At 37.3% G+C, this 23,819-nt stretch carries 23 protein-coding genes; 8 read left to right on the top strand and 15 right to left on the bottom strand.

Features of this window, described 5'->3' with window-relative positions:
- From atpA to IKL48_03735, 14 genes are all read right to left on the bottom strand, one after another.
- Positions 1-1,527 (bottom strand): F0F1 ATP synthase subunit alpha, encoded by a 1,527-nt coding sequence (atpA, locus tag IKL48_03800; GenBank protein MBR3603789.1) that lies wholly within the window; start codon positions 1,525-1,527, stop codon positions 1-3.
- Positions 1,528-1,538: 11 nt separating this feature from the next.
- Positions 1,539-2,066, bottom strand: a complete 528-nt coding sequence (gene atpH / locus IKL48_03795; GenBank protein ID MBR3603788.1) for an ATP synthase F1 subunit delta — start codon at positions 2,064-2,066, stop codon at positions 1,539-1,541.
- A 3-nt stretch (positions 2,067-2,069) separates the two neighbouring features.
- A complete protein-coding gene (atpF, locus tag IKL48_03790; protein ID MBR3603787.1) occupies positions 2,070-2,576 on the bottom strand; it encodes a F0F1 ATP synthase subunit B in 507 nt (168 codons plus the stop codon).
- A gap of 25 nt (positions 2,577-2,601) precedes the next feature.
- Positions 2,602-2,829, bottom strand: a complete 228-nt coding sequence (gene atpE / locus IKL48_03785) for an ATP synthase F0 subunit C (GenBank protein ID MBR3603786.1) — start codon at positions 2,827-2,829, stop codon at positions 2,602-2,604.
- Between the two features lie 43 nt (positions 2,830-2,872).
- A complete protein-coding gene (atpB, locus tag IKL48_03780; GenBank protein ID MBR3603785.1) occupies positions 2,873-3,634 on the bottom strand; it encodes a F0F1 ATP synthase subunit A in 762 nt (253 codons plus the stop codon).
- A gap of 1 nt (position 3,635) precedes the next feature.
- Complete coding sequence (locus IKL48_03775; protein MBR3603784.1) at positions 3,636-3,869, bottom strand: AtpZ/AtpI family protein; 234 nt, start codon at positions 3,867-3,869, stop codon at positions 3,636-3,638.
- A 521-nt stretch (positions 3,870-4,390) separates the two neighbouring features.
- Positions 4,391-5,281 carry a ParB/RepB/Spo0J family partition protein gene (locus IKL48_03770; GenBank protein MBR3603783.1) on the bottom strand — a complete coding sequence of 297 codons (891 nt, stop codon included), beginning with the start codon at positions 5,279-5,281 and terminating at the stop codon, positions 4,391-4,393.
- 4 nt (positions 5,282-5,285) lie between these two features.
- On the bottom strand, positions 5,286-6,119 hold the full coding sequence (locus IKL48_03765) for a ParA family protein (protein MBR3603782.1): 834 nt from the start codon (positions 6,117-6,119) through the stop codon (positions 5,286-5,288).
- 148 nt (positions 6,120-6,267) lie between these two features.
- Positions 6,268-7,248, bottom strand: a complete 981-nt coding sequence (gene lepB / locus IKL48_03760) for a signal peptidase I (GenBank protein ID MBR3603781.1) — start codon at positions 7,246-7,248, stop codon at positions 6,268-6,270.
- 26 nt (positions 7,249-7,274) lie between these two features.
- Positions 7,275-8,378 (bottom strand): glycosyltransferase, encoded by a 1,104-nt coding sequence (locus IKL48_03755; GenBank protein ID MBR3603780.1) that lies wholly within the window; start codon positions 8,376-8,378, stop codon positions 7,275-7,277.
- Between the two features lie 385 nt (positions 8,379-8,763).
- The gene (locus tag IKL48_03750) at positions 8,764-8,922 is read right to left on the bottom strand and encodes a rubredoxin (protein MBR3603779.1); all 159 of its coding nucleotides are present in this window, start codon (positions 8,920-8,922) and stop codon (positions 8,764-8,766) included.
- A 17-nt stretch (positions 8,923-8,939) separates the two neighbouring features.
- Positions 8,940-9,449 (bottom strand): flavin reductase, encoded by a 510-nt coding sequence (locus tag IKL48_03745; protein MBR3603778.1) that lies wholly within the window; start codon positions 9,447-9,449, stop codon positions 8,940-8,942.
- A 9-nt stretch (positions 9,450-9,458) separates the two neighbouring features.
- The gene (locus IKL48_03740; protein MBR3603777.1) at positions 9,459-10,652 is read right to left on the bottom strand and encodes an FprA family A-type flavoprotein; all 1,194 of its coding nucleotides are present in this window, start codon (positions 10,650-10,652) and stop codon (positions 9,459-9,461) included.
- Between the two features lie 49 nt (positions 10,653-10,701).
- Positions 10,702-11,085 (bottom strand): desulfoferrodoxin, encoded by a 384-nt coding sequence (locus tag IKL48_03735; protein MBR3603776.1) that lies wholly within the window; start codon positions 11,083-11,085, stop codon positions 10,702-10,704.
- 345 nt (positions 11,086-11,430) lie between these two features.
- Here IKL48_03735 and dnaA point away from each other — a divergent pair, with 345 nt between their 5' ends.
- The 8 genes from dnaA to IKL48_03695 all read left to right on the top strand — a co-directional run bounded on the left by dnaA (position 11,431) and on the right by IKL48_03695 (position 22,402).
- Complete coding sequence (dnaA, locus tag IKL48_03730) at positions 11,431-12,819, top strand: chromosomal replication initiator protein DnaA (protein MBR3603775.1); 1,389 nt, start codon at positions 11,431-11,433, stop codon at positions 12,817-12,819.
- 171 nt (positions 12,820-12,990) lie between these two features.
- Positions 12,991-14,100, top strand: a complete 1,110-nt coding sequence (gene dnaN, locus IKL48_03725; protein ID MBR3603774.1) for a DNA polymerase III subunit beta — start codon at positions 12,991-12,993, stop codon at positions 14,098-14,100.
- The gene (locus tag IKL48_03720) at positions 14,101-14,421 is read left to right on the top strand and encodes a DUF721 domain-containing protein (GenBank protein MBR3603773.1); all 321 of its coding nucleotides are present in this window, start codon (positions 14,101-14,103) and stop codon (positions 14,419-14,421) included.
- Positions 14,414-16,879 (top strand): DNA topoisomerase (ATP-hydrolyzing) subunit B, encoded by a 2,466-nt coding sequence (gene gyrB / locus IKL48_03715; GenBank protein ID MBR3603772.1) that lies wholly within the window; start codon positions 14,414-14,416, stop codon positions 16,877-16,879. Before IKL48_03720 ends, gyrB begins: the two co-directional genes overlap by 8 nt.
- Positions 16,880-16,942: 63 nt before the next feature.
- Positions 16,943-19,459, top strand: a complete 2,517-nt coding sequence (gene gyrA, locus IKL48_03710; GenBank protein MBR3603771.1) for a DNA gyrase subunit A — start codon at positions 16,943-16,945, stop codon at positions 19,457-19,459.
- A 107-nt stretch (positions 19,460-19,566) separates the two neighbouring features.
- Positions 19,567-21,033, top strand: a complete 1,467-nt coding sequence (locus IKL48_03705; GenBank protein ID MBR3603770.1) for a hypothetical protein — start codon at positions 19,567-19,569, stop codon at positions 21,031-21,033.
- 31 nt (positions 21,034-21,064) lie between these two features.
- Positions 21,065-21,874 carry a prohibitin family protein gene (locus tag IKL48_03700; GenBank protein MBR3603769.1) on the top strand — a complete coding sequence of 270 codons (810 nt, stop codon included), beginning with the start codon at positions 21,065-21,067 and terminating at the stop codon, positions 21,872-21,874.
- A gap of 153 nt (positions 21,875-22,027) precedes the next feature.
- Positions 22,028-22,402 carry a hypothetical protein gene (locus tag IKL48_03695; GenBank protein ID MBR3603768.1) on the top strand — a complete coding sequence of 125 codons (375 nt, stop codon included), beginning with the start codon at positions 22,028-22,030 and terminating at the stop codon, positions 22,400-22,402.
- 33 nt (positions 22,403-22,435) lie between these two features.
- On the opposite strand, the gene IKL48_03690 is transcribed toward IKL48_03695, so the two are convergent.
- Positions 22,436-23,683: a serine hydroxymethyltransferase gene (locus IKL48_03690; protein ID MBR3603767.1), complete on the bottom strand. Its 1,248-nt coding sequence runs from the start codon at positions 23,681-23,683 to the stop codon at positions 22,436-22,438.
- Positions 23,684-23,819: the final 136 nt, after the last annotated feature.

The raw sequence follows: 23,819 nt of genomic DNA, 5'->3' as shown, positions 1-23,819 counted from the left end.
CTATTTTTCACTCTCAAAAATATTCTTAAATTCATTCAAAGCAACTTCTATTTTTTGCTTTAATTCGTCTGTCAATTCTGCCGCACTGTCCAATTCTTCCACCAGTTCTTTTTGTGCCGCAGCCGCCCAAGACAAAAGTTGTTTTTCATACTCACGCACTTGGCTAACCTCTACTTCATCGGTATAGCCGTTTGTGCCTGCATACAACACTAACACTTCTTGCCACAAGCGCATCGGTTGATATTGGTCTTGTTTTAGCAATTCGCTCATACGCTTGCCGCGTGCAATTTGGCGTTGAGATTCTTTATCCAATTCAGAGCCAAACTGAGCAAAACCTTCCAACTCTTGATATTGTGACATATCCACACGCAAGGTTCCTGCCACTTTGCGCATGGTTTTGCGTTGAGCCGATCCGCCTACACGAGAAACGGATAAACCTACGTTAATGGCAGGTTTGACACCGCTCAAAAACAAACTGCTTTCCAAATAAATTTGGCCGTCCGTAATAGAAATGACGTTCGTAGGAATATAAGCAGAAACGTCGTTGGCTTGTGTTTCAATAATCGGCAACGCGGTCAAAGAGCCGCCACCGTTTTCTTTAGAAAGTTTACAGGCACGCTCTAATAAACGGGAATGCAAATAAAACACGTCACCGGGATATGCCTCGCGGCCGGGGGGACGGCGCAATAACAAAGACATTTGGCGATAGGCCTGTGCATGTTTAGACAAATCGTCATATACAATCAAAACGTCTTTGCCTTTCCACATAAAATATTCCCCAATAGCACAACCGGCATACGGAGCAATATAGAGCATAGAGGCAGGATCGGCCGCCGTAGCAGCTATAACGGTTGTATATTCCATGGCCCCGAAATCAGTTAAAGTTTGTACCACTTGAGCAACGGTGCTGTTTTTCTGTCCAATGGCTACATAAATACAAAGACAACGTTGATCTTCCGGCAAATTCTTTTGATTGATAATGGCATCAATCGCGATAGCGGTTTTTCCGGTTTGACGGTCCCCGATGATCAACTCACGCTGTCCTTTGCCGATAGGGACCAAAGCATCAATAGCTTTTAAACCTGTTTGTAAAGGTTGTTTAACGGGTTGTCTTTCCACAATACCGGGAGCAACAATATCCATCGGCATTTCTTTATCGGCTTTGATTTCGCCTTTGCCATCTAAGGGGCGGCCTAACGGATCTACTACACGTCCGATAATATCTTCCCCTACCGGAATGCTGATTACTTCACCGGTACGTTTGACGGTTGTCCCTTCATTGACCAACTCATCTGCACCCATTAATACGCAGCCTACGTTGTCATATTCTAAGTTCATGGCCATGCCTTTGACACCATTGCCAAAGTCCACCAACTCAGAGGCTTTTACTTGGTTTAAACCGTAAACGCGGGCAATACCGTCACCCACTTGGATGACAGTACCCACTTCATTTAAGTCTGCCTTTGTCTCAAACTTTTCAATTTTATCTTTGATAATATTGGTTATTTCTTCGGGTCTTATTGCCATATTTACACCGTTTATTTGGTTAATTCTTCCCGTAATTTTTCAAATCTTCTCTTTAATGTGCCGTCTATCAACACATCCCCCACTTGCGCGCAGATTCCTCCTAACAAAGAAGGGTCTGTATTATACTGCGCAAGGGCTTTTTTACCCGTAAAAGAACTTAAGGATTCTTCTACTTTTTTCTTTTGCTCGTCCGTTAATGCAAAAGCCGTTTTTACCTTTGCGCGCACAATGCCTAACCTTTGGTCCAACAAATCAGATATTTGCCGGATACATTCTTCCAACAAATAATATCTCTTGGCCTCTAGTAATACGCTGATAAAATGTGCAATTGTTTTTTCATGTTGCAACACTTCTTGTATAAAAACTATTTTTTCACAAGAAGAAACGGCCGGATCTTTCATAAAAGATTCTGCTTTTTTTAATAATTCTGCCGCCAAACATAATGCCTCAAATCGCTGGGAGGCCTGCTCGGTGCTTGTACTAAGCCCGTCAAAAGCGTGAGCATATCTTTGAGATAAAATCCGGTCTGTACTTTTCATAAACTAACGCCCTTTCCCTGTATTTTTTATCTCTTGCAATACTTCATCTACCACCACAGCGGCCGTTTGCTCGTTTACTTGTTGTTGTGTAATTTTAATAGCAGCAGCCAACGCGGTGCTGACCACTTGATCACGCACTTCTTGCAAGGCTTTTTCTTTTTCAGCAGCTATTTGTGCTTTTGCTTGGGTCAACAACTGTTCTGCTTGGCGTTGAGTTTCGGCCAAGATTTGTTCTTTTTGGGCATTACCCACCGCCACCGCTTCTTGCATTTTGGCAGCGGCTTCGACGGAGATTTCTTTTAATTTGGCATCTAATTCTGCTTTGATGTTTTGCGCTTCTTGTCGGGCTTCGGCAGCGGCTGCTTTGTCTTGAGCAATTTGTTTCTCACGTTTTTCAAGCGCACCAATAATGCCTTTCCATGCAAATTTGTGCAAAAGCCAAACCAAAAGCAAGAAGTTGACAATTGTCAACGCCATAACCCCGAAATCGGGATTCAATAAATTTTCCATATTTCCTCTTGTCGGAAAATAAAAATTATAAGACCATCGTTAACAAACAAATCACCAAACCCAACATGGCGGCACCTTCTAACAAGGCGGCAATGATGATCATGGTCGTGCGGATAGCATTGGCGGCTTCCGGTTGGCGGGCCGTTCCTTCCAAAGCGGCATTACCAATTTTTCCTAAGCCCAAAGCGGCTCCGATTACGGTAAGACCGGCACCAATACCGGCAGCTACGAATTTAAGTGCGGCGAGTTCCATTTTTTCTCTCCTTTTGCGGGTCATATACCCGCTGATTTAAAAATTAATGTGAATGTACAACAAGTCCTACATAAATAGACGTCAGCAAGGTAAAAACATATGCCTGCAAAAACGCTACCAACAACTCTAAAAATGTCATAAAAATTTCAAGTCCCATTGCAGGAAAAGCAGCCCCTACACCGGCTATTTTACTCATCTGTCCAATGATAAAAATAATCAACAATAAACTTAACAACACCATATGACCGGAAAGCATATTGGCAAACAAACGGATAGCCAATACACATACACGAATGAGCAGGCTGATTACTTCCAGCGGAAACATCAAAGGAATCAACCACCAAGGTGTTCCGCCGGGTACAAAACTTTTGATAAAACCCCATAAGCCATGTGATTTTATACCGGCATATACAATCAATCCGCCGGAACACAAAGCCAAAGCACCCGTGACGGAAATATTGGAAGTAATGGTCTTCATTTGAGGAATAAGGCCAGCCAAATTAGAAAAAAGAATAAATAGAAACAAAGTGCAGAAATAAGGAAGAAAAGCAAGGCCTTCTTTTCCAATACTAGGCACCACGATGCCGTCACGCATAAAAGATACATATTCTTCGCCAAGCGTATTTAATAAGCGAGCAAAAATATTTTTTCCTTTTACAGACAAAAGCAACGCCACTATCAGCAAAACAACACTAACACCGAACATGGTTAAGGTATGTGCCGTAATCGGTAAATGAAAGGAACCGAACATGACCCCTAAGTCATGATCTAAAATATGATGTTCTATAATTTTAGATACGTCCATTTTATTTTTTATCCTTCTTTGGTTCTTCTTTAAATCGGTTTGCTTCTTTTACAATAATATATATTCCTAAAGCAAATCCAAATAACATTCCAACTATCGTCGCACAAGGGGCGGAAGACATTTTTTTGTCTATCCACAAGCCAACCCCTACGCCTAAAGCTACCGCTACGGCAAACTCAAGTCCTAAAGTAGTAATCGTCACATGGTCTTGTTTTGAAAAGGGACCCAATGCCATAAACTCTCTATCTTTTACCAAGCAGTAAATATACAACTATATTATAAAAATTCTACATCAAAGAGAAGTTGTTTCTCTCATAACATTGTAGTAAATCCATACGAATAATTCACGTTTTTTTATAGCAAAAATTCTATTTTAATTTTTTATTTCATAATTTTAAAAAATAAAGTTTCATATTTGAAAATTAGTTTTCCTAACTTATGTTCCAAAAATTCCTTTTTTAAGAGTATGTTTTTTTATTTTATATTTTGTTCCGTCGACAAAAATTCATTTTTTACAAAAATACTCCTATTTTGTGTTTTTTTATAAAAACAATACAAATGTAAGCAAAAAAGAAGAAAATCGAAAATAGAAGTTGTTTTGCTTGCGAACACGAGTTTTGGGCTGTTTTTGTCAAAACAAACATAGTTTTCACATGAAAACTTTTTAATTTTTCTTTATACCTTTTCTTTTTTTCAATCAATAAACAAAAACCCGAGTCTTTTTAAAGAACTCGGGTAATTTTGTTTGAAATAAACTTATAATAATTTTGTTTTCAAACGATTAGCAATATTATCCAATTCTTCCAAAGAATTATATTGGATAATCAAAACACCTTTTGACATTTTTTTACCATAACGCACTTCTACTTTTGTTCCCAAAGAGGCTTGTAAGTCATTTTCAAAAGAAGCAACCTCAGGCGGTTTTGGCAACTTAATAGGTGACGGCTGCAATAATGCTCTGGCGGCTTCTTCTGCTTGTCGGACAGACATTTTATTTTTTTTCAATCTTTGAAAAAGAGATTCTTTTTTAATAGGATCCAATAACATCAATAAAGCCCGTCCATGCCCTTCAGAAATAGTACCGTCTTGCAAAGCCTCTTGCATATGTTCGGGAAGTTCCAACAAACGCAATGAGTTTGAAACAGCTGCTTTAGATTTGCCACAATATCCGGCTAAATCTGTTTGAGAAATTTCAAATTTACTCATTAAATTTCTATATCCCAAAGCCGTTTCTATCGGGTTTAAATCTTCGCGCTGAATATTTTCAATCAAAGCCAAAGCACACATCTCTTTATCTGTCAAAGCCTTATGCACAATAGCATCTATTTCCGTAAGTCCGGCCAACTGACTGGCGCGGAAACGGCGCTCACCCACTACAATTTCATATTTATCCAATCCAACATCGTAAACTACAACAATAGGTTGAGTAAGGCCATGTTCTTGTATAGATTGGGCCAATTCTTGCAGTTTGCTTTCATCAAAAATACGACGCGGTTGATAGCGGTTGGGGATAATTTTCTCTAAAGATATTTTTTGTACAGAGGGACCGGACGGATTTTCCGGACGAACAGCCGTAGGATTATTTAAAACTTCCTGTGTTTGTTTAAGCAAGGCATCGAGGCCTTTTCCTAATGCTTGTCTTGACATTTAATTATCCTCCAAAATCATAGTTATAAGTTTCTGCGTTTTGCATATTATAGCCTGCATATTCTTCCATATCAGCACCGCGTCTGGCCATAAATTCAATAGCTAACTGAATATAAGCATTCGCACCGCGACAGGCAGGCTCATAATCAAAAATAGATTGCCCAAAGCTGGGAGCTTCGGCTAAGCGGATATTACGGGGAATCGGAGTTTTATAAATTTTTTCCCCAAAGAAACGACTGACTTCTGCAAATACTTGGCGAGATAGATTCATACGATTATCGTACATTGTTAATACACCGCCATCTAATTTTAAGTTGCTATTTAAGAATTGTCTAATTTTTTGGATAGTTCCCATAAAATGAGCCAATCCTTCCATAGCATAAAATTCACATTGTACCGGAGTAATTACACTGTCTGCCGCCATTAGAGCATTTAAGGTAAGAAGACCCAAAGAAGGAGGACAATCTATAATAATGTATTTATACATTTTGCGCAAAGGAGACAAGGCTTCTTTAAGCATATTCTCACGACCACGCACATTAACCAGTTCAACTTCTGCACCGGCTAAATGTTTGCATGTGGGGATAACATCTAACATTTCATTAGAAGTTTGTCTAATAACTTCTTCAAAAGTAGCATTTTTTGTCAATAAGTGATAGACCGATTTTTCTCCTTCTTCCACAGTAATACCTAATCCTGAACCGGCATTTCCTTGAGGGTCAAAATCAATCAACAAAACTTCTTGATCTAAATGTGCTAGGGCATACGCCAAATTAATAGAAGTGGTTGTTTTACCAACACCACCTTTTTGATTTGCAATAGCAATTATCTCTCCCATAAATCCTCCATAAACATATTAAATCATATAAAGGGAACAAAAAGCAAGTCAGTTTTCACGTGAAAACAAAACAGGTTTTGTTTTTCACAAAACCTGTTAATTTGTGTGGATAAATTATCCACAAATAAAAGTTTTCCTATACAATTTATTATTTTACAATACCTATTCTGCTTATCGGCCAGTGGATAAACCAAACAGTCCCCTTGATATTTTTTCTAGGAACAGGCCCCCAAAAACGGGAATCACAAGAATTATCTCTATTATCTCCCATAGCAAAATATTGCCCTTCCGGAACAATAACAGGGCCAAAATTATCTCTTAATGACATTCCTAACTCATGTTCCAAAATTCTATTTTCCCATAATAATTGATAGGTTGTTCCATCTAATTTATGTTCTGCCTGCAAACGAGAAACCGGTTCATAAATTTCATACCCTTGTTTTTCTACCTCTTGATCATTAACATAAAGTTTGGCATTTTTTACTTCAACTTTATCTCCGCCTAAAGCAATTACTCTTTTAACATAGTCTTTTCCATATTGATAACCACCACAATTAATTTGTTCCTTACTTTCTGCCGGAAAAGAAAAAACAATAATATCTCCTTTTTTTATCTCATTAAATTCTAAGAATCTAATTTGAGTCAGCGGAATTCTAAAACCATAAGCGGCTTTATTAACAAACAAATGGTCTCCTATTAACAAGGTGTTTTGCATAGATGCAGACGGAATCTTAAAAGCCTGCACAAAGAAAAACATAACAATAGAGGCAACAAATCCAGCGAAATAGACCGTATTTGCCCACTCCAAATCACTTTTTATTAAAATATTTTTTGATTCTCCTTTTTTATTCTTAGCAGAAAAAAAGCCATATATGGAAATAAAAAGAATAATAAAAGGAATAACTATTTTTTTCAAAGAAAATCCTTTATCCAAAAAAGGATTTTCTACTCCACTATTTATGACAAAATTAATAATATTATAAGCACAAGACAAAATCAACAACAAAAAAATTGCATGCCAAAAACCAAATTTTTTTCCATCAGCAATTTTATTCTTCTTAAATAGTTTTTTACTAATCCAAGAAAAAATATACATAATACAAGCAACAACAAAAAGTTTCGATTCCATAAAAGCTCCTAGTTTTCACGTGAAAACTATTTTATTTTTTCATATAATTGAATGTATTTTTCTTCAGAACAAGAATAGTTTTTCTTTATTCTTTTTCTGGCAGATATTCCCATTTCTTTTCTTAAATTTTCATTTTGACATATTTCTGCCATTAATACATTTAAAAGCACAGGGTCTGTGCCATTAAAAACAAATCCGGTTTTGCCATGTTGTACAACCAAAGGCATATCACCCACTTTACTAACAATAGCAGGTAATTGACACGAACAAGCCTCTAATAAAGAAATAGGTAGACTTTCAACGAAAGAAGTAAGAATAAAAACATCAGATGCTAACAAATAAGGATAAACATTACTTACTTCTCCTACAAAACAAATATTGTTTTCTAAATTTCGTTGATAAGCAAATTCCTTCAATTTCGCGTTTTCTGGGCCGTCCCCTACTACTATCAACCCAATTTTCGGATTTTTGGCCTTTACGGACGCAAAACTTTCAAACAAAAGTTGATGATTTTTTTCTGCAGACAAACGCGCCACACAAATAAATACCGTATCTTTGGCATGAAAACCCAATTTTTCACGAGTTTTTTTTCCCAAACTTTCATTGGGGGTAAAATAATGTGTATCCACACTATTTTGGATTAAAAAAACTTTATCTTCTTTATATTTCTGTTTATGTGTTAAGAAATCAGCCGTAGACTGAGATTCTGCACAACTTATATCATCCATATCTTTTAAAGAACGATCCCACAGACGTAAAAAATAATTTTTTTTGGATAAATCATAATGGGGGGTAGTTATTAACTTAAAAGATAATTTTTTCTTTGCAGAACGACAAAACTGTATGGCTCTAAATAAAAGAGCATGCACAATATCCGGATTAAAAATTTCTATTTCCTGCAAAAGTCTTGCAAAAACTCCTGCATTTTCCAGCATATTGGCTTTAGATTTTAAATTCAAAGAAATAACTTCTATCCCTTGAGAAATAATATCTTTTCCGACGGATCCTAACGGTTTTAAAGAAATAATTTTAACAGTATGTCCGGCATTTTTAGCGGTTAGAGCCAAAGAACGCAAAGACGTTTCGGCTCCACCCATATCCGTAGAAGTGGAAACATAGAGAATTTTCATGTATTTATTATAGCAAAGTTATATTTATATTCTTTCATATAGTATAAAAAAGGAGATTTATATAAAAAAATAATATATATATTTTGCATATATTTTCTAATTTCCGGTTGTGTTTTTCTACAAACAGATATTAAAATTTAATGGATTTATTTTCTTTTGAATTTTCTGAATTTGAGAACATAAAAAAGCAATTAAGTATTTTTTTTGATATTGGATCTTATCCCTTTGTCCTTTATGAAATAAAGATTATCAAACAAGCTGGCATACAAAGTATAAATTACCGATTATAGTTATAATTTTTACCATAATTTCTATGAATATTAAATAATAAAAAGCACAAAACATTTTTTGTTTTGTGCTTTTTAAATCATTAAAACCGAAGTACTTATTCTGCCGGTTTAAATTGATCTTTACCTACTCCACAGACGGGGCAAACCCAATCGGCCGGCAGATCTTCGAATTTCGTACCAGCAGCAATACCTTTGGTAGCATCTCCTTCGGCGGGATCATAGGTATAACCACAAATTTCACAAATATATTTCATAACTTCCTCCAATTATTTTAAAGATGGGTGGCACCTTTAGGTGCTTTCCCTTTAATAACTTTATGATAATACTCATATGTTAAGGGTTCTTGATGTAAAGAGGAACATCTTGCCTCTTGCACCGTACCTATAAACATGGTATGAGTCCCCACATCTACTTCTTGTTCTACTTTTACTTCTATAAAACTAAGTGTATGTTCTTGCACAATAGGCATCCCTGAAGAGGAACGTTTTATGTCAATACCGGCAAATTTATCAAAATTACGTCCTGTACGAAAACCAAATCTACCTATAAAAGGAAGATCTGTTTTTTGTTCCAAAGGCATAGCGGCAAAAACATGGCTTTTTTGGATAATTTCATGAGTCAAACATTCTTTATTAACAGATATAGCAACTTTTGGTGGTTCTGCACTGACTTGAAAAACCGTATTTACAATCATAGCACTGTCTTTACCTTCAAAAGACGATGACACTATATATAAACCATAAGTAATACAATTTAATCCGTCAATAAAATTTTGATTCATAAAAAACCCTTATTTCAATTTTTCGGCAATTTTCTGACTAATCGTTAATCCCATTTGACGGCATGCCTGTAATGTATCGGCATTGGGTACGAATTTGGAAGTGACCGTCGGATAAACTTGCTCCACTTTCATGGCCTTTAATGTTTCTTCCAATGATTTAATAGGAGCAGGATTCCAACCATAAGAGCCAAAAGCCGCACCTACTAAATTTTTCTTTTTAAGACCTTTTAAATAACACAAAACATCTGCCATCGCCGGAAAAATTTCTGAATTTAATACAGGACTTCCAATAACTAAAGCACTACTGTCTAACAATTCCGTCACAACATCACTTCTATGGCAGGAATGCATAGACATTAATTTTACTTCTGTGCCGCCTTCCCTAAGACCATCTGCCACATATTCGGCCATCTTTTGAGTACTTCCCCACATTGTATCATAGACGACGACAGCTTTATTATTCGGTGCCTGTGTAGCCCATTTTTCATATAAACTGATAATTTTGGCAGGATCTTTTCTCCAGATAAAACCATGATCCGGAGCAATGACTTTGGGAGCAAGACCCATTTTTTTTACATTGTCTAAAAAGCGTAATACAATATCAGAATAAGGCAATACAATATTGGCATAATATTTTTCTGCTTCGTAGAGCCAATCTATCTCATTGTTTTCATCGTCAAATAATTTACCGGTAGCATAATGCATACCAAATACATCATTGGTAAATAAAATATTTTCTTTTTCTAAGTAAGAAAACATACTATCAGGCCAGTGCAACATGCGGGCTTCTACAAAGGAAATAGTATCTCCTCCCACATCAATTCTATCACCCGTTTTTACAACTTTCATTTCAAAATTAGGATAAAGTTGTTCCGTTAAATCCACATGACCCATATCCGAACAATACACTTCTTCCGGCTCTATAGCGGCTACTGTTTCAGGTAAAGCACCGGAATGATCCATTTCAGAATGGTTAGAAATAATAATCTTGATTTTTTTCGGATCAATTACACTTTGAATACGTGCCATCATTTCCGGATAAAATTCTTTTTTAACGGTATCTATTAAGGTAGGTTTTTCGCTTAAAATCAAAAAAGCATTATATGTAGTTCCTTGTTTTGTCGAATATCCATGAAAATCACGAATATTCCAATCAATAGCCCCTACCCAATATACTTTATCTGTAATTTTAACTGCCTTCATAGTTTCTCCTTACTATCTTATTGATTTCCTATTTTTGATAAGGATATGATTAAATCTCTTTATTCCATAATCCGTGAAGATTACAATATTCTCTGGCTGTCACTCTTGTAGCATCACACATAAATACAGCCTCCGGCTTATCACCCGGTTTTAAATGTTTACGTAATACAAGACCATCTTCTGTTATTAATTCTATCCATTCTATATAATGTAAGTCAATCATCGGATGTTCTACTTCTCCTACCTTTACTTTAAAACCGCCTTCTATTTTTTCTATCACCGGAATATGTTTTTCCGTAGAGGCTTCTACTGTACCCGCCACTTGAAGTGTCATAGGTTTACCACAACAAAACATTTCTGCTTTTCCACCATGCACTACTTCTGTTATATTTCCACAAACATCACATTTATAAATTTCATAAAGTTTCGGCATATTCTTCCCCCTTTTTATTATTAATAAGAATTTTTCTTATTAAATTATATCATATTTATATGATTTTTAGTATAAATTTTATTTTTAAAATAAACAAGCAACAAAAAAGTATTAGAAAAAATTGATAATATCTTGTGGATAAATATATTTTTTTACGTTTTATCGTTTAAATTAAAAAATTAAAAGTTTTTATTATTTTTAAAGGGGTAAATAGCCATTTTTTTAAAAAACAAGAATTTTAGGGGTTTTTTGTGATTTAAACCGTAAAACTGTATTTTTTATAGTTGACGTTGGATTTTATAATTGATAAGATTTAATATATATTATTTTTAGGCGGAACTCGAAGTGGACAATCTACAATCTAATGAACAATTATCTCCTATTTTTAAAGAATTAGAAACAATTTTAGGCAAAGATACCTATGATATGTGGATTAGACCTGCCGTATTTGAGTTGGATAATACTAATTTATCTATACAATTGCCTAACACTTTTTGGCAAAAAACAATACAAAACCGCTACGAAAATATAATTAAAGATGCTTTTTTAAAACATACCGGTTTAGAGATTTCTATTACCTATATTATTAAAGAAATTAAAGAAACTATTCAATCTGTTGGAGAAGAAAATCAAAGCCCTGTATCTGCCCCTCAGGCGGTTTCTGTTGCGCCGGTTATCAAAAAAAATCTTTTTCCTTCCCGTTTAAACTCTTTATATCAATTTGATAATTTTATTGAATCTCCGTCTAACCGCTTTGCTTATAAAATTTCTCAGGCAGCGGCTAATAAATTAGGAGATAGATCTCATAATCCTTTATTTATTTATTCCACTCCGGGATTAGGAAAAACCCACTTATTACATGCTATCGGAAACCAAATTTTAAAAAATAATCCGAGTGCTAAAGTATTATATATGTCTGCGGAAGAATTTGTGGCAGAATATGTAGAAGCTATCCAATACAGTGCAACGGAAAATTTCCGCAAAAAATATAGATCTTTAGATTGTTTATTAATGGACGATATTCAATTCGTCGCCGGAAAATCCGACAAAGTAAGTGTTCAAGAATTTTTCCATACATTTAATGCTTTATTTGAAAGCAGTAAACAGATTGTTTTATCTTCTGACAGAACCCCTCAACAATTAGATTTAGACGAACGTCTTTCATCTCGTTTATTGTCCGGACCTACCTGTGAGATTAAAAAACCTTATTTTGAAGCACGTATCGCCATTTTAAGACAAAAAAGAGAATCTATTAATTTTGATATTGGAGATGATGTTTTGGCTTTTATTGCTGAAGGCATACAAACCAATATACGTGAATTAGAAGGGGCTTTATTTAGACTTATGTCTTATTGTGATATGCATGGAGTAATACCTACCATTGCTATTGCAAAAGAATTATTAGCAGATATCTTAACTTTAGAAGAAAAACGTTTAGCCGTAAACGTACACACTATTAAAAAAGTAGTGGGTAAATATTTCAAAATAGAAATAGAAGATTTTAGTTCTAAACGTAAAATGCAATCTATTGCATGGCCCAGACAAATAGCTATTTATTTAACGACGTCTCTGACGGATATGTCTTTATCGGAAATAGGCAGAGAATTTAACAGAGATCACAGTACTGTAGTTCATGCCCGTGATTTGGTAAAAGATAAAATAAAAAACGATCCCTTTTTCGCAGCTGAAATTAACCGAATTTTAAGTGATATTAAAGCTGTGGATAACAAATAGAAAAAGTGGATAATTTGGGGAAAAACCAAAAACAAACAGTCTATAAACAAAAGTTATGTTTATGATGTTTATAAATTAACAGACTTATTAACAAGTAAGATAACAGATTTATATAGATAAATTAACAAAATCCACACCATCAACAGGACATATAATAGGAATAATAAGAATATGAAAATAAATATTACTAAAGAAACTCTTTTGGAAGGTATTCAGGTTATTTCTACGGGTTCATCTTCCCGTACTACGTTGCCCATTTTGCATAACTTTTTAATTGAAACTCAGGAAAACAAATTAAAATTAGTTCGTACTGATATGGAAATGGCCACTGTACATTATATTTCTGCTGAGATTGAAGAAGAAGGAAGTATAACTGTACCGATGAAGGATTTTTCTGATATTATTAAAAATCTTCCTGACGGTAAAGAAATTAATCTCTATACCGGTGAAAATAATAAATTTCATATTAAATCTGGTAAAAGTAAATTTTGGGTTATAGGTACTCCTAAATCAGAATATCCGGCCATTCCCGAAATTGAAAAAACAGGCAGCATGGTATTAAGTCCTTTAGCATTACAAAATATGATAGATAAAACGGCCTTTTCTGCTTCTACACAGGAAACTCGTTATATTTTAAACGGCCTTTTATGGAGTAATACCGCTGAAAAATTTGAAGTAGTTGCTACCGATGGTGGACGTTTGGCAGTAGCTTCTCATGCTGCTTTACCGGATTCCGGTGAATTTAAAATTATTATTCCTACTAAAATTTTAAATGAAGTAGTTCGTTTTATCTCTTTAGCTAAACCGGATAAAGATACTCAAATTCATGTGAATGTAGCTTCTAATCAAGTTAGTTTTCAAATGAATGAAACTACCTTTATTTCTCGTTTGATTGAAGGGAATTTTCCAAACTACAAACAAGTAATTCCTAATAAGAAAAACATATCTTTTGATGTTTTTACCAAAGAGTTATTAGCTTCTACTCGTCGCGCGGCTTTATGTTCGGGTGAGTTTGGAAAAACTGTCAAATTTCATATAGAAAATAATACTATGACTATTTCTTCTACATCTCAAAATATGGAATTTACCGACGAATTACCTATTGAATATACGCAAGAAGCTTTTGATTGCGCTTTTAATCCTCAATATATTATTGATGTACTAAAAAATGTAGGTAGTGAGAAAGTAAATTTCTCTTTTGTTAATGCTTCTCAACCGGTACTTATTGAACCGGTGGAAAATGAAGAATTAAAATACGTCATTATGCCGGTGAGGATATAAGTGAAATTCGGTGCTAAACCTAAGGAAATATGGAAAAAAACATCAGAATTAAATGGAAAATATAATAAATTAAATTCCAAATTAAATAAACTGATGATTTTAGACCATGTGTGGACAAGGTTGGTAGCGGATAAGGAAAAATTTTGGAAATTAACGGCTGTAAAAGACAATACATTGTATATATCAGTACGTTTGTCTGTGGCTAGAAATGAATTAATAGGTCGTCGAGACGGACTTATAAAAGAATTAAATAAATATTTTGACAAGCCATGGATTGAAAAAATAGAAATTGTGAAGGATCTAGGAGCCAGTAATGAGTGAAGAAGAAAAGAAGCAGTATGACTCATCTAAAATTCAAGTTTTAGAAGGTTTAGAAGCAGTACGTAAACGTCCTGCTATGTATATAGGTTCTACAGGACTGCCGGGTTTGCATCACTTGGTCTATGAGGTTGTGGATAACTCCGTAGACGAAATTTTAGCCGGTGGTGCCACTACTATTAAAGTCACTATTAAAGATGATATGACTTGTTCTGTAGAAGATGACGGACGCGGTATTCCGGTGGATTTGATGACGGGTGCCAAAGATCCTAAACTTCGCCAAAAAAGCGCTTTGGAAGTAGTAATGACTGTTCTTCACGCCGGCGGTAAATTTGACAGCGGTGCTTATAAAGTATCCGGTGGTTTACACGGGGTAGGTGTATCTTGTGTGAACGCTTTGTCTGAAGAAACAGAAGTACAAGTAAAGAAAAACGGTAAAATTTATCGTCAGTTGTATAAACGCGGTAAAGCCATGACGAAAGTAGAGGAAGTAGGTACTACGCAAGAACATGGTACCAAAGTGACCTTCCATGCCGATAAAGAAATTTTCGGAGAAGTGGCTTTTGTATATGAAACGATTGCAAATCGTTTACGTGAGTTAGCTTTCTTAAATGCAGGTGTAAAAATTATTTTTACAGATGAACGTGGTGAAGCAAAAACGGTCACATTCCATTATGAAGGCGGTATTTCTCAATTTGCCAAATATTTAAATACCAATAAAACCGTTATTAATCCCGAACCTATCTATTTAACTAAGACTATCGGGGATAATTATGTATCTTTTGCTATTCAATATAACGAAGGATACAGTGAAAACGTGTTTTCTTTCGTTAATAACATTAATACCATTGAAGGCGGTACGCACTTAACAGGTTTTAGATCTTCTTTGACTCGTTTGATTAATGAATATATTAAGAGTAATAATTTATCTAAACAACACAAAGACGTATCTGTCGGCGGTGATGATATTAAAGAAGGTTTAACAGCTGTACTATCTGTTAAAATTCCTCATCCTCAATTTGAAGGACAGACGAAAACTAAATTAGGAAACTCTGAAATTGAAGGTGTAGTCCGCTCTATTGTTAGCGAAACTTTATCCACTTTCTTTGAAGAAAACCCGAAAACGGCTCGTGCCATTTGTGAAAAATGTATAAATGCTGCTGTAGCGCGCGAAGCCGCCAGAAAAGCACGTGACTTAACCCGTCGTAAAGGGGCTTTTGAAGGTGGCGGTTTACCGGGGAAATTGGCCGATTGTCAAGAAAAAGACAGCGCAAAATGCGAAATCTTCTTGGTAGAAGGTGATTCTGCCGGTGGTTCTGCCAAACAAGGGCGTGACCGCGTATTTCAAGCCATTTTACCGTTGCGCGGTAAAATCTTGAACGTAGAAAAAGCACCTTTGGTGAAAATTCTCTCCAGCGATACGGTGCGTGATTTAATTGCTGCCGTAGGTACAGGTGTAGGTGAAGGAGAAGGTGGTTTTGATATTACCAAACTTCGCTATCACAAAATTATTTTGATGGCTGATGCTGATGTAGACGGACAACATATCTCTACCTTACTTTTAACTTTCTTCTATCGCCAACTGCGTCCGTTAATTGAAGCCGGACACGTATACTTGGCTCAACCTCCTTTGTATAAAGTAAAGAAAGGAAAATCTGAACAATACTTACAAACCGAAGAACAAATGCAACAGTGGCTAATGAAAGAAGGTTTAGCTACTGTGACGGTAAACAACAAAGAAGGCGTTGTTATTAATCACGATCAACTTAGAGATTTGCTTAAAGTATTACGTGATATAGAAGATGTATTGGCTACGTTGGAAATCAAAAATATTACCTTGCAAGATTTCCAAGCCTTCTTGGCCGAAGGTCGTGTGCCGGTATATCGCATTCCTTTACAAAGCGGTGGCTATCGCTATTTCTTTGAAGAGTCTGAATATCAAACCTATGCCGATCAATATGTTTTAGAAAAGAAAGAAGAAATGATGGCGGACGGTGTAGATATACAAACCATTGATGATGAAGGTTTACAACCGGAACACCAAAGTCTGTTTGAATTCGGTAAATTGTTGGCTTGTGAAAAGAAATTGGAAAGTTTTGGTTATTCTTTTGCACAATACCCCAGAATTGAAAACGAAAAAGAACGCATCACTCCGCTCTTTACCGTTGCCAGCGGAAAAAATACCACAATGGTGTTTAGTTTGGTAGAGCTTTTAAAAGCCGTAAAAGATGCCGCTTCTTCTGGTGCTACTATTCAGCGTTATAAAGGTTTGGGTGAAATGAACCCCGAACAATTATGGGAAACTACGATGGATCCTGCCAAACGCAAACTCATTCAAGTGAAAATTAATGACGTAGCGGATACCGAACATGCTTTCACAATGTTAATGGGTGATAAAGTAGAGCCGCGCCGCGATTTTATTCAATCGCATGCGTTAGAAGTAAAGAACTTAGATATTTAATAAAACCCCGCTCTCTCATCGAGCGGGGGAAGATTTTAAACGTTTTACAGGAGCTTATAAACAATGAGCGAAGAATTGACGGGTGCGGTGCAAGAGCCGCAAGAAACAAATGTAGATTTGTTTGGTAATATTCAACAACGCGATATTGCACATGAGATGCGTTCTTATTACATTGATTATGCTATGAGCGTAATTGTGGGGCGTGCTTTGCCGGATGTACGTGACGGTTTGAAACCGGTACACCGCCGTGTGCTTTATTCTATGAATGAAATGGGTTTAAAATATAATAAACCCTATAAAAAATCCGCCCGTGTCGTAGGTGACGTACTCGGTAAATATCACCCGCACGGCGATACAGCCGTATATGATACCTTAGTACGTATGGCACAGGATTTCTCTATTCGTCAACCGTTAGTAGACGGACAGGGAAACTTCGGCTCTATCGATGGTGACTCCGCCGCCGCCATGCGTTATACAGAGTGTCGTTTACAAAAAATTTCTGATGAAATGTTAAACGATTTGGATAAAGATACCGTCAAAATGATTCCTAACTATGACGGATCTTTGGAAGAACCTTCCGTCTTGCCGGCCAAAGTGCCTGCTTTGCTTGTGAACGGTTCCTCCGGTATTGCCGTAGGTATGGCTACCAATATTCCTACTCACAATTTAGGCGAAGTATGTGACGGCATTATTGAATATATCAAAAATCCGGCCATTACCACCAAAGAAATGATGAAAATCATTAAAGGACCGGACTTCCCTACAGGTGCTATTATTCGCGGTACCAGAGGTATTTACGAATATTTTGAAACCGGTCGCGGTAGTGTAAAAGTACAAGCCAAAACGGAAATTGAAGAAAGAAAAGGCGGACGTGAAGCCATTGTAGTGACGGAAATCCCCTACATGGTGAATAAAACTTCTTTGATTGAGAGTATTGTGGGTTTGGTTCGCGATAAAAAGATTACTGATATTTCCGATATTCGCGATGAGTCGGACCGTCGAGGTATGCGCTTGGTGATAGAAGTAAAGCGTGACGGAAATGCCCAAGTGGTGCTTAATCACTTATTCAAACATACGCAACTTCAAACTTCTTTTGCAGTAAATATGTTGGCCATTGTAGATGGTCGTCCGCGTATCTTGTCTTTAAAAGACGTGATGAAAGCCTATGTAAAACACCGTCAAGAAATCGTCACCAACCGCACGAAATTTGACTTGAACAAAGCCATCCGCCGCGAACACATTTTGTCTGGCTTACTCATTGCCATTGCCAATATGGACGAAGTGGTGGCCATTATCCGCTCCTCCCAAGACGTTCCAACGGCAAAATTGGCTTTGATGAACAAATTTAATCTTTCCGAAGTTCAAGCTCAAGCCATTTTAGATATGCGTTTGCATCAACTTACGCAATTGTCCAGCGCGGCTATTGAGCAAGAACAAAAGGAACTTTTAAAACTGATTGCCGAATTGCAAGGTATTTTGGCTGATCCGCAAAAAATCTTGGACATTATTGTTTCGGAATTGGCAGAACTCAAAAAGAACTATGGAGATGAACGTCGTACGGAAATTGGTCCGGATATGACAGAATTCTCTATGGAAGATTTGATTGAAAAAGAAGATGTGGTGATCACTATCTCTAACGATGGTTATGCCAAACGTATTCCTCTTTCCACTTATAAGAGCCAAAACAGAGGCGGAAAAGGAATTATCGGCGGAAAAACCAAAGAAGAAGATTTTATGGAACATTTGTTTATTACTTCTTCTCATGCCACTATCTTGATGTTTACCAATCGCGGACGCGTATTTGCTTTGCGTGCTTTTGAAATTCCGGAAGGCAACCGTATGTCTAAGGGTAAAGCCTTAGTCAACTTGTTGCAACTAAACGGAGAAGAAAAAGTGACCTCTGCCGTATCTATTGAGGACTTTAATCCGAAAAAGAACGAAGGTGAAAAATCTTATTTAACCATGTGTACACGCATGGGCACGATTAAACGCGTGGAATTGGGTGAATTTGCCAATATTCGCAAAACGGGTATTATTGCTATTGGATTGGAAGAAGGAGATGTGTTAATCAGTGTGCAAATGACGTATGGAAACTCTGATATCATCGTAGCCACCAAGAACGGCAAATCAATCCGTTTTGACGAAAACCAAGTGCGTGCGATGGGCCGTCCGGCCAAAGGTGTGCGCTCTATCTTCTTGCAAGCCGATGACTTGGTGGTAGGGATGGAACAAGTACCTCAAGGCCAAGAACCGGATGTGCTATCCGTCTGTGAAAACGGATACGGCAAACGCACCGGCTTTGGTGAATATAGACGCCAACATCGTGGCGGTATGGGTGTGATTACTATCAAAACCAGCGAACGCAACGGTGAAGTAGTGGGTATTAAACTGGTAGACGAAACCAAAGACTTAATGGTCGTCACAGAAAAGGGTATGACGATTCGTATCCGCTGTGAAGAAATTCGTTCTGTCGGGCGCAATGCTCAGGGCGTACGTCTGGTGAAACTGGAGGAAGGAGACAAAATAGCTCGTATCGCTCCGGTGGTCAAAGACGAAGAAGAAGCCGAAGAAGATAAATAAAATCTTTCAAAAACCCCGAGTTTTCTCGGGGTTTTTTAGAAGTAGATTTAATCAATGAAAAACTTTACAATCTACTTATAAAGTGCTATAAAATATTTGGGGAATATATGATGAGGACAAATCCGCATATTTTAGAAATTAATACTCGTGCATGGTTGACCCGTTTACAGGCCAATCATGGGCGGCATTTTGCTTTACATGAAATCCCCGAACATTATTGGCTTTCCTTTAAAAAGAGCGGGTTTGATGCCATTTGGTTGATGGGTGTGTGGAAACAAAGTCCCCAAGCAGGTGAAATTGCCCGTTCTCATCCGGATATTAAAGAACAAGTCCGTCAAGTTAATCCAGAATTTAAAACGGAAGATATTATTGCCTCTCCTTATGCTATTTACGATTATGAAGTAGCAGAAGATTTGGGCGGAAACGAAAGTTTAAAGGCTTTGCGTCAAAAATTAAACGAAATGGGCATTTCTTTATTTTTAGATTTTGTTTCCAATCATACCGCTATCGATTGTCCTTTCGTATCTTCCGATCCTGATTTATATATTAATACGGCAGACCATGAGCCGCATATGCATAGAGATTGGTTTTTTAAAACCGAAAACGGCAAATGGATTGCACATGGAAGAGATCCTTATTTCGCCCCATGGACGGATACGGCACAACTTAACTATTTTAATCCTAAAACGCGTGATTTTATGATTAAAAATCTGCTCAAAGTAGCAGATATGTGCGACGGTGTGCGGTGTGATATGGCCATGCTTTCCTTAAACAAGGTACATCGGGATACTTGGTGGGAATTTATCGGAGGAGAGTTGCCCCGTACTGAATTTTGGGCAGAGGCTTTGCAGAGTGTGCGTGCCCTATATCCGCAGTTTACGTTTATAGCAGAAGTATATTGGGGTTTGGAATGGGAAATCCAAGAATTGGGCTTTGACTATACCTATGACAAAGTGCTTTACGACCGTCTTCGCTTTTCCAATCCCGAAAATATTAAAGGGCATTTAGGTGCAGAGCATTTGTTCCAAATGCGTTCTATTCGCTTTACTTCCAACCATGATGAAGAAGATGCCATCAAGGCCTTTGGGCGGGAAAAATCCTTAGCGGCCAGCACAATTATCGCCACGTTGCCCGGTGCTCGCATGGTTTATTTATATCAAATGTTGGGTCGTCCTTCGCGTGTACCCGTTCAGTACATATATCCCACATTTGAACCGGATGAACAAATTCGTTCTTATTACGAAAAACTTTTACAAATTGCTTCCAAACCTGCTTTTCATGGCGGTCAATGGTCTTTAACTTCCGTTGGGCCGGTGGCGGAAGAAGATGAAAGCTACCGTAATATTTTGTGTTGGACATGGAAACAAATGAACACAGCCTCTACGGTGCTGATTAATTATAGCGATAAGCCCGTAAAATGCTATCTGAAACTGAAAGCCGCCGGTGGGGAAGGGAAAGCCTTGATAGAAGAATTCTCCAAAGCGGAAGTGCCTTTTACTGCACAAATGCAACAGCAAGGTTTTAGCATAGAGTTAAAACCGTTTGAAAGTAAGATTTTCTCTTACGACATCTAATCTTTATATATATTCTAACAAGGAAATATTTATGAAAAATGTGACGATAAAAAAAATAGAAGTAAAGAAGTATATTGCCCCCATTATTATTTTGGCTTTAATAGTGGTGGCTTTAGGCTCGTATTTTACGGTGCCGGCCGGTAGCGTAGCAGTGAAACTTCGCTTTGGTAAGTTGGTGGGATCTTATACCGAAGGACTTCATCTGAAACTGCCTTTGATTGATAAGGTGGAAAAATTTTCCGTACGTATTAAAAAAGATTCTTTTGATACGGAAGCCTTTTCAAAAGATTTGCAGACGGTAGGTCTTCGCTTGGCTATTAATCACCGCATTATGCCCGAAACCATCATTTCCATTTATCGCAACTTGGGGCCGGACTATACCAACACCATTTTGCGCCCAATGGTGGAAGAATGGACCAAAGCCGTTATTGCCAAATATTCTGCCGATAGTTTGATTTCTAACCGCGTACAAGTGGCCAAAGAATTGGACCAAATCTTGAAAGAAAAGATGAAAGAAAAACAAGTTATCGTGTCCGATATTGCTATTACCAATTTTGAGTTTTCTCCGCAGTTTTTAAAAGCAGTAGAAGAAAAACAAATTGCCGAGCAAGAAGCCAAACGCGCCACCAATTTAGTGGAAAAAGTGAAAAAAGAAGCAGAACAAAAAATTTTGCAGGCCGAAGCGGAAGCCAAATCTTTGCGCTTGCAAAGGGAAGTAGTATCCGACAATTTGATTAAACTCCGCCAAGTGGAAGCGCAACTCAAAGCCATTGAAAAATGGGACGGCAGAATGCCGCATTATATGGGCAGCGGAGATATGCCGTTTGTGATGGTGAAGTAATAACGGCTTGTTTTATTAACGGCTTTTACAGTTGTTTAGATTTCGCACATAGGAGAAAACATAAAGTTTTCTCCTATGTTGCTTTTACGCTCAGCCTTTACCCAAATGAGTTTTGGTATAATTATTACTAGAAAACTTTAAAAGGAGAAAAAAATGAAGAAATTAGTAGCAATTTTTTTAATGATTAGTTACCTAACAGGTTGCTCTGCGTTTGTAGGTTCCCGTCAAAGAGTGACGGTAATGACGGCTACTCCTACAGCGGAAATTTATGCAAACGGAGAATTAATCGGTCGCGGAAATCATGCAGAATTTAGTGCTAAAAGAAATAGAGATGTTCAAATTATGGTAAAGGCAAAAGGATATTATCCGGGATATAGTTCTATTGACAATGAAATTAGTACTACAGGAATCCTTGATATTGTAGGTACTATTTTGTTTATATTTCCTGTTATTGGTCTATTTTTCCCGGGAGCAAAAACACTTGATAGACAAAATGTGGCAATAGATCTTGTACCTGTAGAACAATAAAAAATCCCGCTCTTTTGAGCGGGATTTTAGTTTTTATCCTAAACTTGGATAAAGCGGAAATTTTTCTAAGAAATTTTCCACTTCTTGGGCCACGCCTGCCAGATAAGCATCATCGTCGTGATGAGCAATAGCTCGGTCGATAAAGTCTGCTACGTATGCCATATCTTCTTCTTTCATACCGCGCGAGGTAATGGCAGGCGTACCGATGCGCAGACCACTGGTGACAAAGGGTTTTTCAGGGTCAAAGGGAATCGTATTTTTATTAGCGGTAATGCCTGCTTTGTCCAAAGCCGCTTCTGCCACTTTTCCGGTAATCCCTTTGGCACGTAGATCTAAGCACATTACATGACTATCTGTGCCACCGGCCACTAAGCGGTATCCCTTTTCTTGCAAAGCCTTTGCCAATGTTTTTGCATTGAGCATTACTTGATGTTGATATGCTTTAAACTGCGGAGTTAAGGCTTCCCCAAAGCAGACGGCTTTAGCCGCTATAACATGCATCAAAGGCCCGCCTTGCACTCCCGGAAATACAGAAGAGTTGATAGCTTTGGCTAAACTTTCTTTGCACAAAATCAACCCACCGCGCGGACCACGCAATGTTTTATGGGTAGTGGTTGTCACAACATCTGCAAATGGTACGGGGTTGGGATATTCTCCGGCAGCGATAAGCCCTGCATAATGAGCCACATCACAGGCTAAATAAGCACCGCAAGAGTCAGCAATTTCACGCAATTTTTTCCAATCAAACACGCGGGAATAGTTGGACGCTCCGGCAAAAATCAGTTTGGGTTTGTGTTCTTGAGCCAGTCGGGCGGCTTCTTCATAATCTATTTCTTCGGTATCTTGGCGCACATTCATGGCTACAATATTGTAAAGTTTGCCCGAAAAGTTCATCGGGTGTCCGTGCGTTAAGTGACCCCCGTGAGAAAGGTTCAAGCCTAAGACGGTATCTCCCGGTTGAAGCAAAGCAAAGTACACCGCCATATTGGCTTGTGCACCGGAGTGAGGTTGTACATTGGCATGCTCCGCGCCGAAAATCTTTTTGGCGCGTTCAATGGCCAAATTTTCCACCGTGTCTACATGTTCGCAACCGCCATAATAACGTTTGGCAGGATACCCTTCGGCGTATTTATTGGTAAGCACAGAGCCTTGCGCCTGCATAACAGCCAAAGAAGTAAAATTTTCAGAAGCGATCAGTTCTAATTTATGACGTTGACGGTTTAATTCAGAAGAAATAGCGGCAAAAACTTCGGGGTCTTGTTTTTGAATTTCGGGATACATAAAATCTCCTTTTTTGCGTGCTTAATTTTTGATGAAAAATTTTTATCCTTAATTTCTTATATTTTACTATGAAAAAAGATTTATTTTTCATATAATTTATATTACGAGAAATCGGAAAGAAAAAACGCGTCTTTTT

Source organism: Elusimicrobiaceae bacterium, assembly GCA_017520185.1.
In the GTDB taxonomy this organism is placed as follows: domain Bacteria; phylum Elusimicrobiota; class Elusimicrobia; order Elusimicrobiales; family Elusimicrobiaceae; genus Avelusimicrobium.
The sequence above is the reverse complement of the archived record's forward strand: the minus strand, read 5'-3'. Positions and strand labels throughout refer to the sequence as shown.

Coding starts and splice junctions, on each gene's coding strand:
- atpA (MBR3603789.1), bottom strand. CDS start 1,527: ATGGCAATAAGACCCGAAGAAATAACCAATATTATCAAAGATAAAATT.
- atpH (MBR3603788.1), bottom strand. CDS start 2,066: ATGAAAAGTACAGACCGGATTTTATCTCAAAGATATGCTCACGCTTTT.
- atpF (MBR3603787.1), bottom strand. CDS start 2,576: ATGGAAAATTTATTGAATCCCGATTTCGGGGTTATGGCGTTGACAATT.
- atpE (MBR3603786.1), bottom strand. CDS start 2,829: ATGGAACTCGCCGCACTTAAATTCGTAGCTGCCGGTATTGGTGCCGGT.
- atpB (MBR3603785.1), bottom strand. CDS start 3,634: ATGGACGTATCTAAAATTATAGAACATCATATTTTAGATCATGACTTA.
- IKL48_03775 (MBR3603784.1), bottom strand. CDS start 3,869: ATGGCATTGGGTCCCTTTTCAAAACAAGACCATGTGACGATTACTACT.
- IKL48_03770 (MBR3603783.1), bottom strand. CDS start 5,281: ATGTCAAGACAAGCATTAGGAAAAGGCCTCGATGCCTTGCTTAAACAA.
- IKL48_03765 (MBR3603782.1), bottom strand. CDS start 6,119: ATGGGAGAGATAATTGCTATTGCAAATCAAAAAGGTGGTGTTGGTAAA.
- lepB (MBR3603781.1), bottom strand. CDS start 7,248: ATGGAATCGAAACTTTTTGTTGTTGCTTGTATTATGTATATTTTTTCT.
- IKL48_03755 (MBR3603780.1), bottom strand. CDS start 8,378: ATGAAAATTCTCTATGTTTCCACTTCTACGGATATGGGTGGAGCCGAA.
- IKL48_03750 (MBR3603779.1), bottom strand. CDS start 8,922: ATGAAATATATTTGTGAAATTTGTGGTTATACCTATGATCCCGCCGAA.
- IKL48_03745 (MBR3603778.1), bottom strand. CDS start 9,449: ATGAATCAAAATTTTATTGACGGATTAAATTGTATTACTTATGGTTTA.
- IKL48_03740 (MBR3603777.1), bottom strand. CDS start 10,652: ATGAAGGCAGTTAAAATTACAGATAAAGTATATTGGGTAGGGGCTATT.
- IKL48_03735 (MBR3603776.1), bottom strand. CDS start 11,085: ATGCCGAAACTTTATGAAATTTATAAATGTGATGTTTGTGGAAATATA.
- dnaN (MBR3603774.1), top strand. CDS start 12,991: ATGAAAATAAATATTACTAAAGAAACTCTTTTGGAAGGTATTCAGGTT.
- gyrB (MBR3603772.1), top strand. CDS start 14,414: ATGAGTGAAGAAGAAAAGAAGCAGTATGACTCATCTAAAATTCAAGTT.
- gyrA (MBR3603771.1), top strand. CDS start 16,943: ATGAGCGAAGAATTGACGGGTGCGGTGCAAGAGCCGCAAGAAACAAAT.
- IKL48_03705 (MBR3603770.1), top strand. CDS start 19,567: ATGATGAGGACAAATCCGCATATTTTAGAAATTAATACTCGTGCATGG.
- IKL48_03700 (MBR3603769.1), top strand. CDS start 21,065: ATGAAAAATGTGACGATAAAAAAAATAGAAGTAAAGAAGTATATTGCC.
- IKL48_03695 (MBR3603768.1), top strand. CDS start 22,028: ATGAAGAAATTAGTAGCAATTTTTTTAATGATTAGTTACCTAACAGGT.
- IKL48_03690 (MBR3603767.1), bottom strand. CDS start 23,683: ATGTATCCCGAAATTCAAAAACAAGACCCCGAAGTTTTTGCCGCTATT.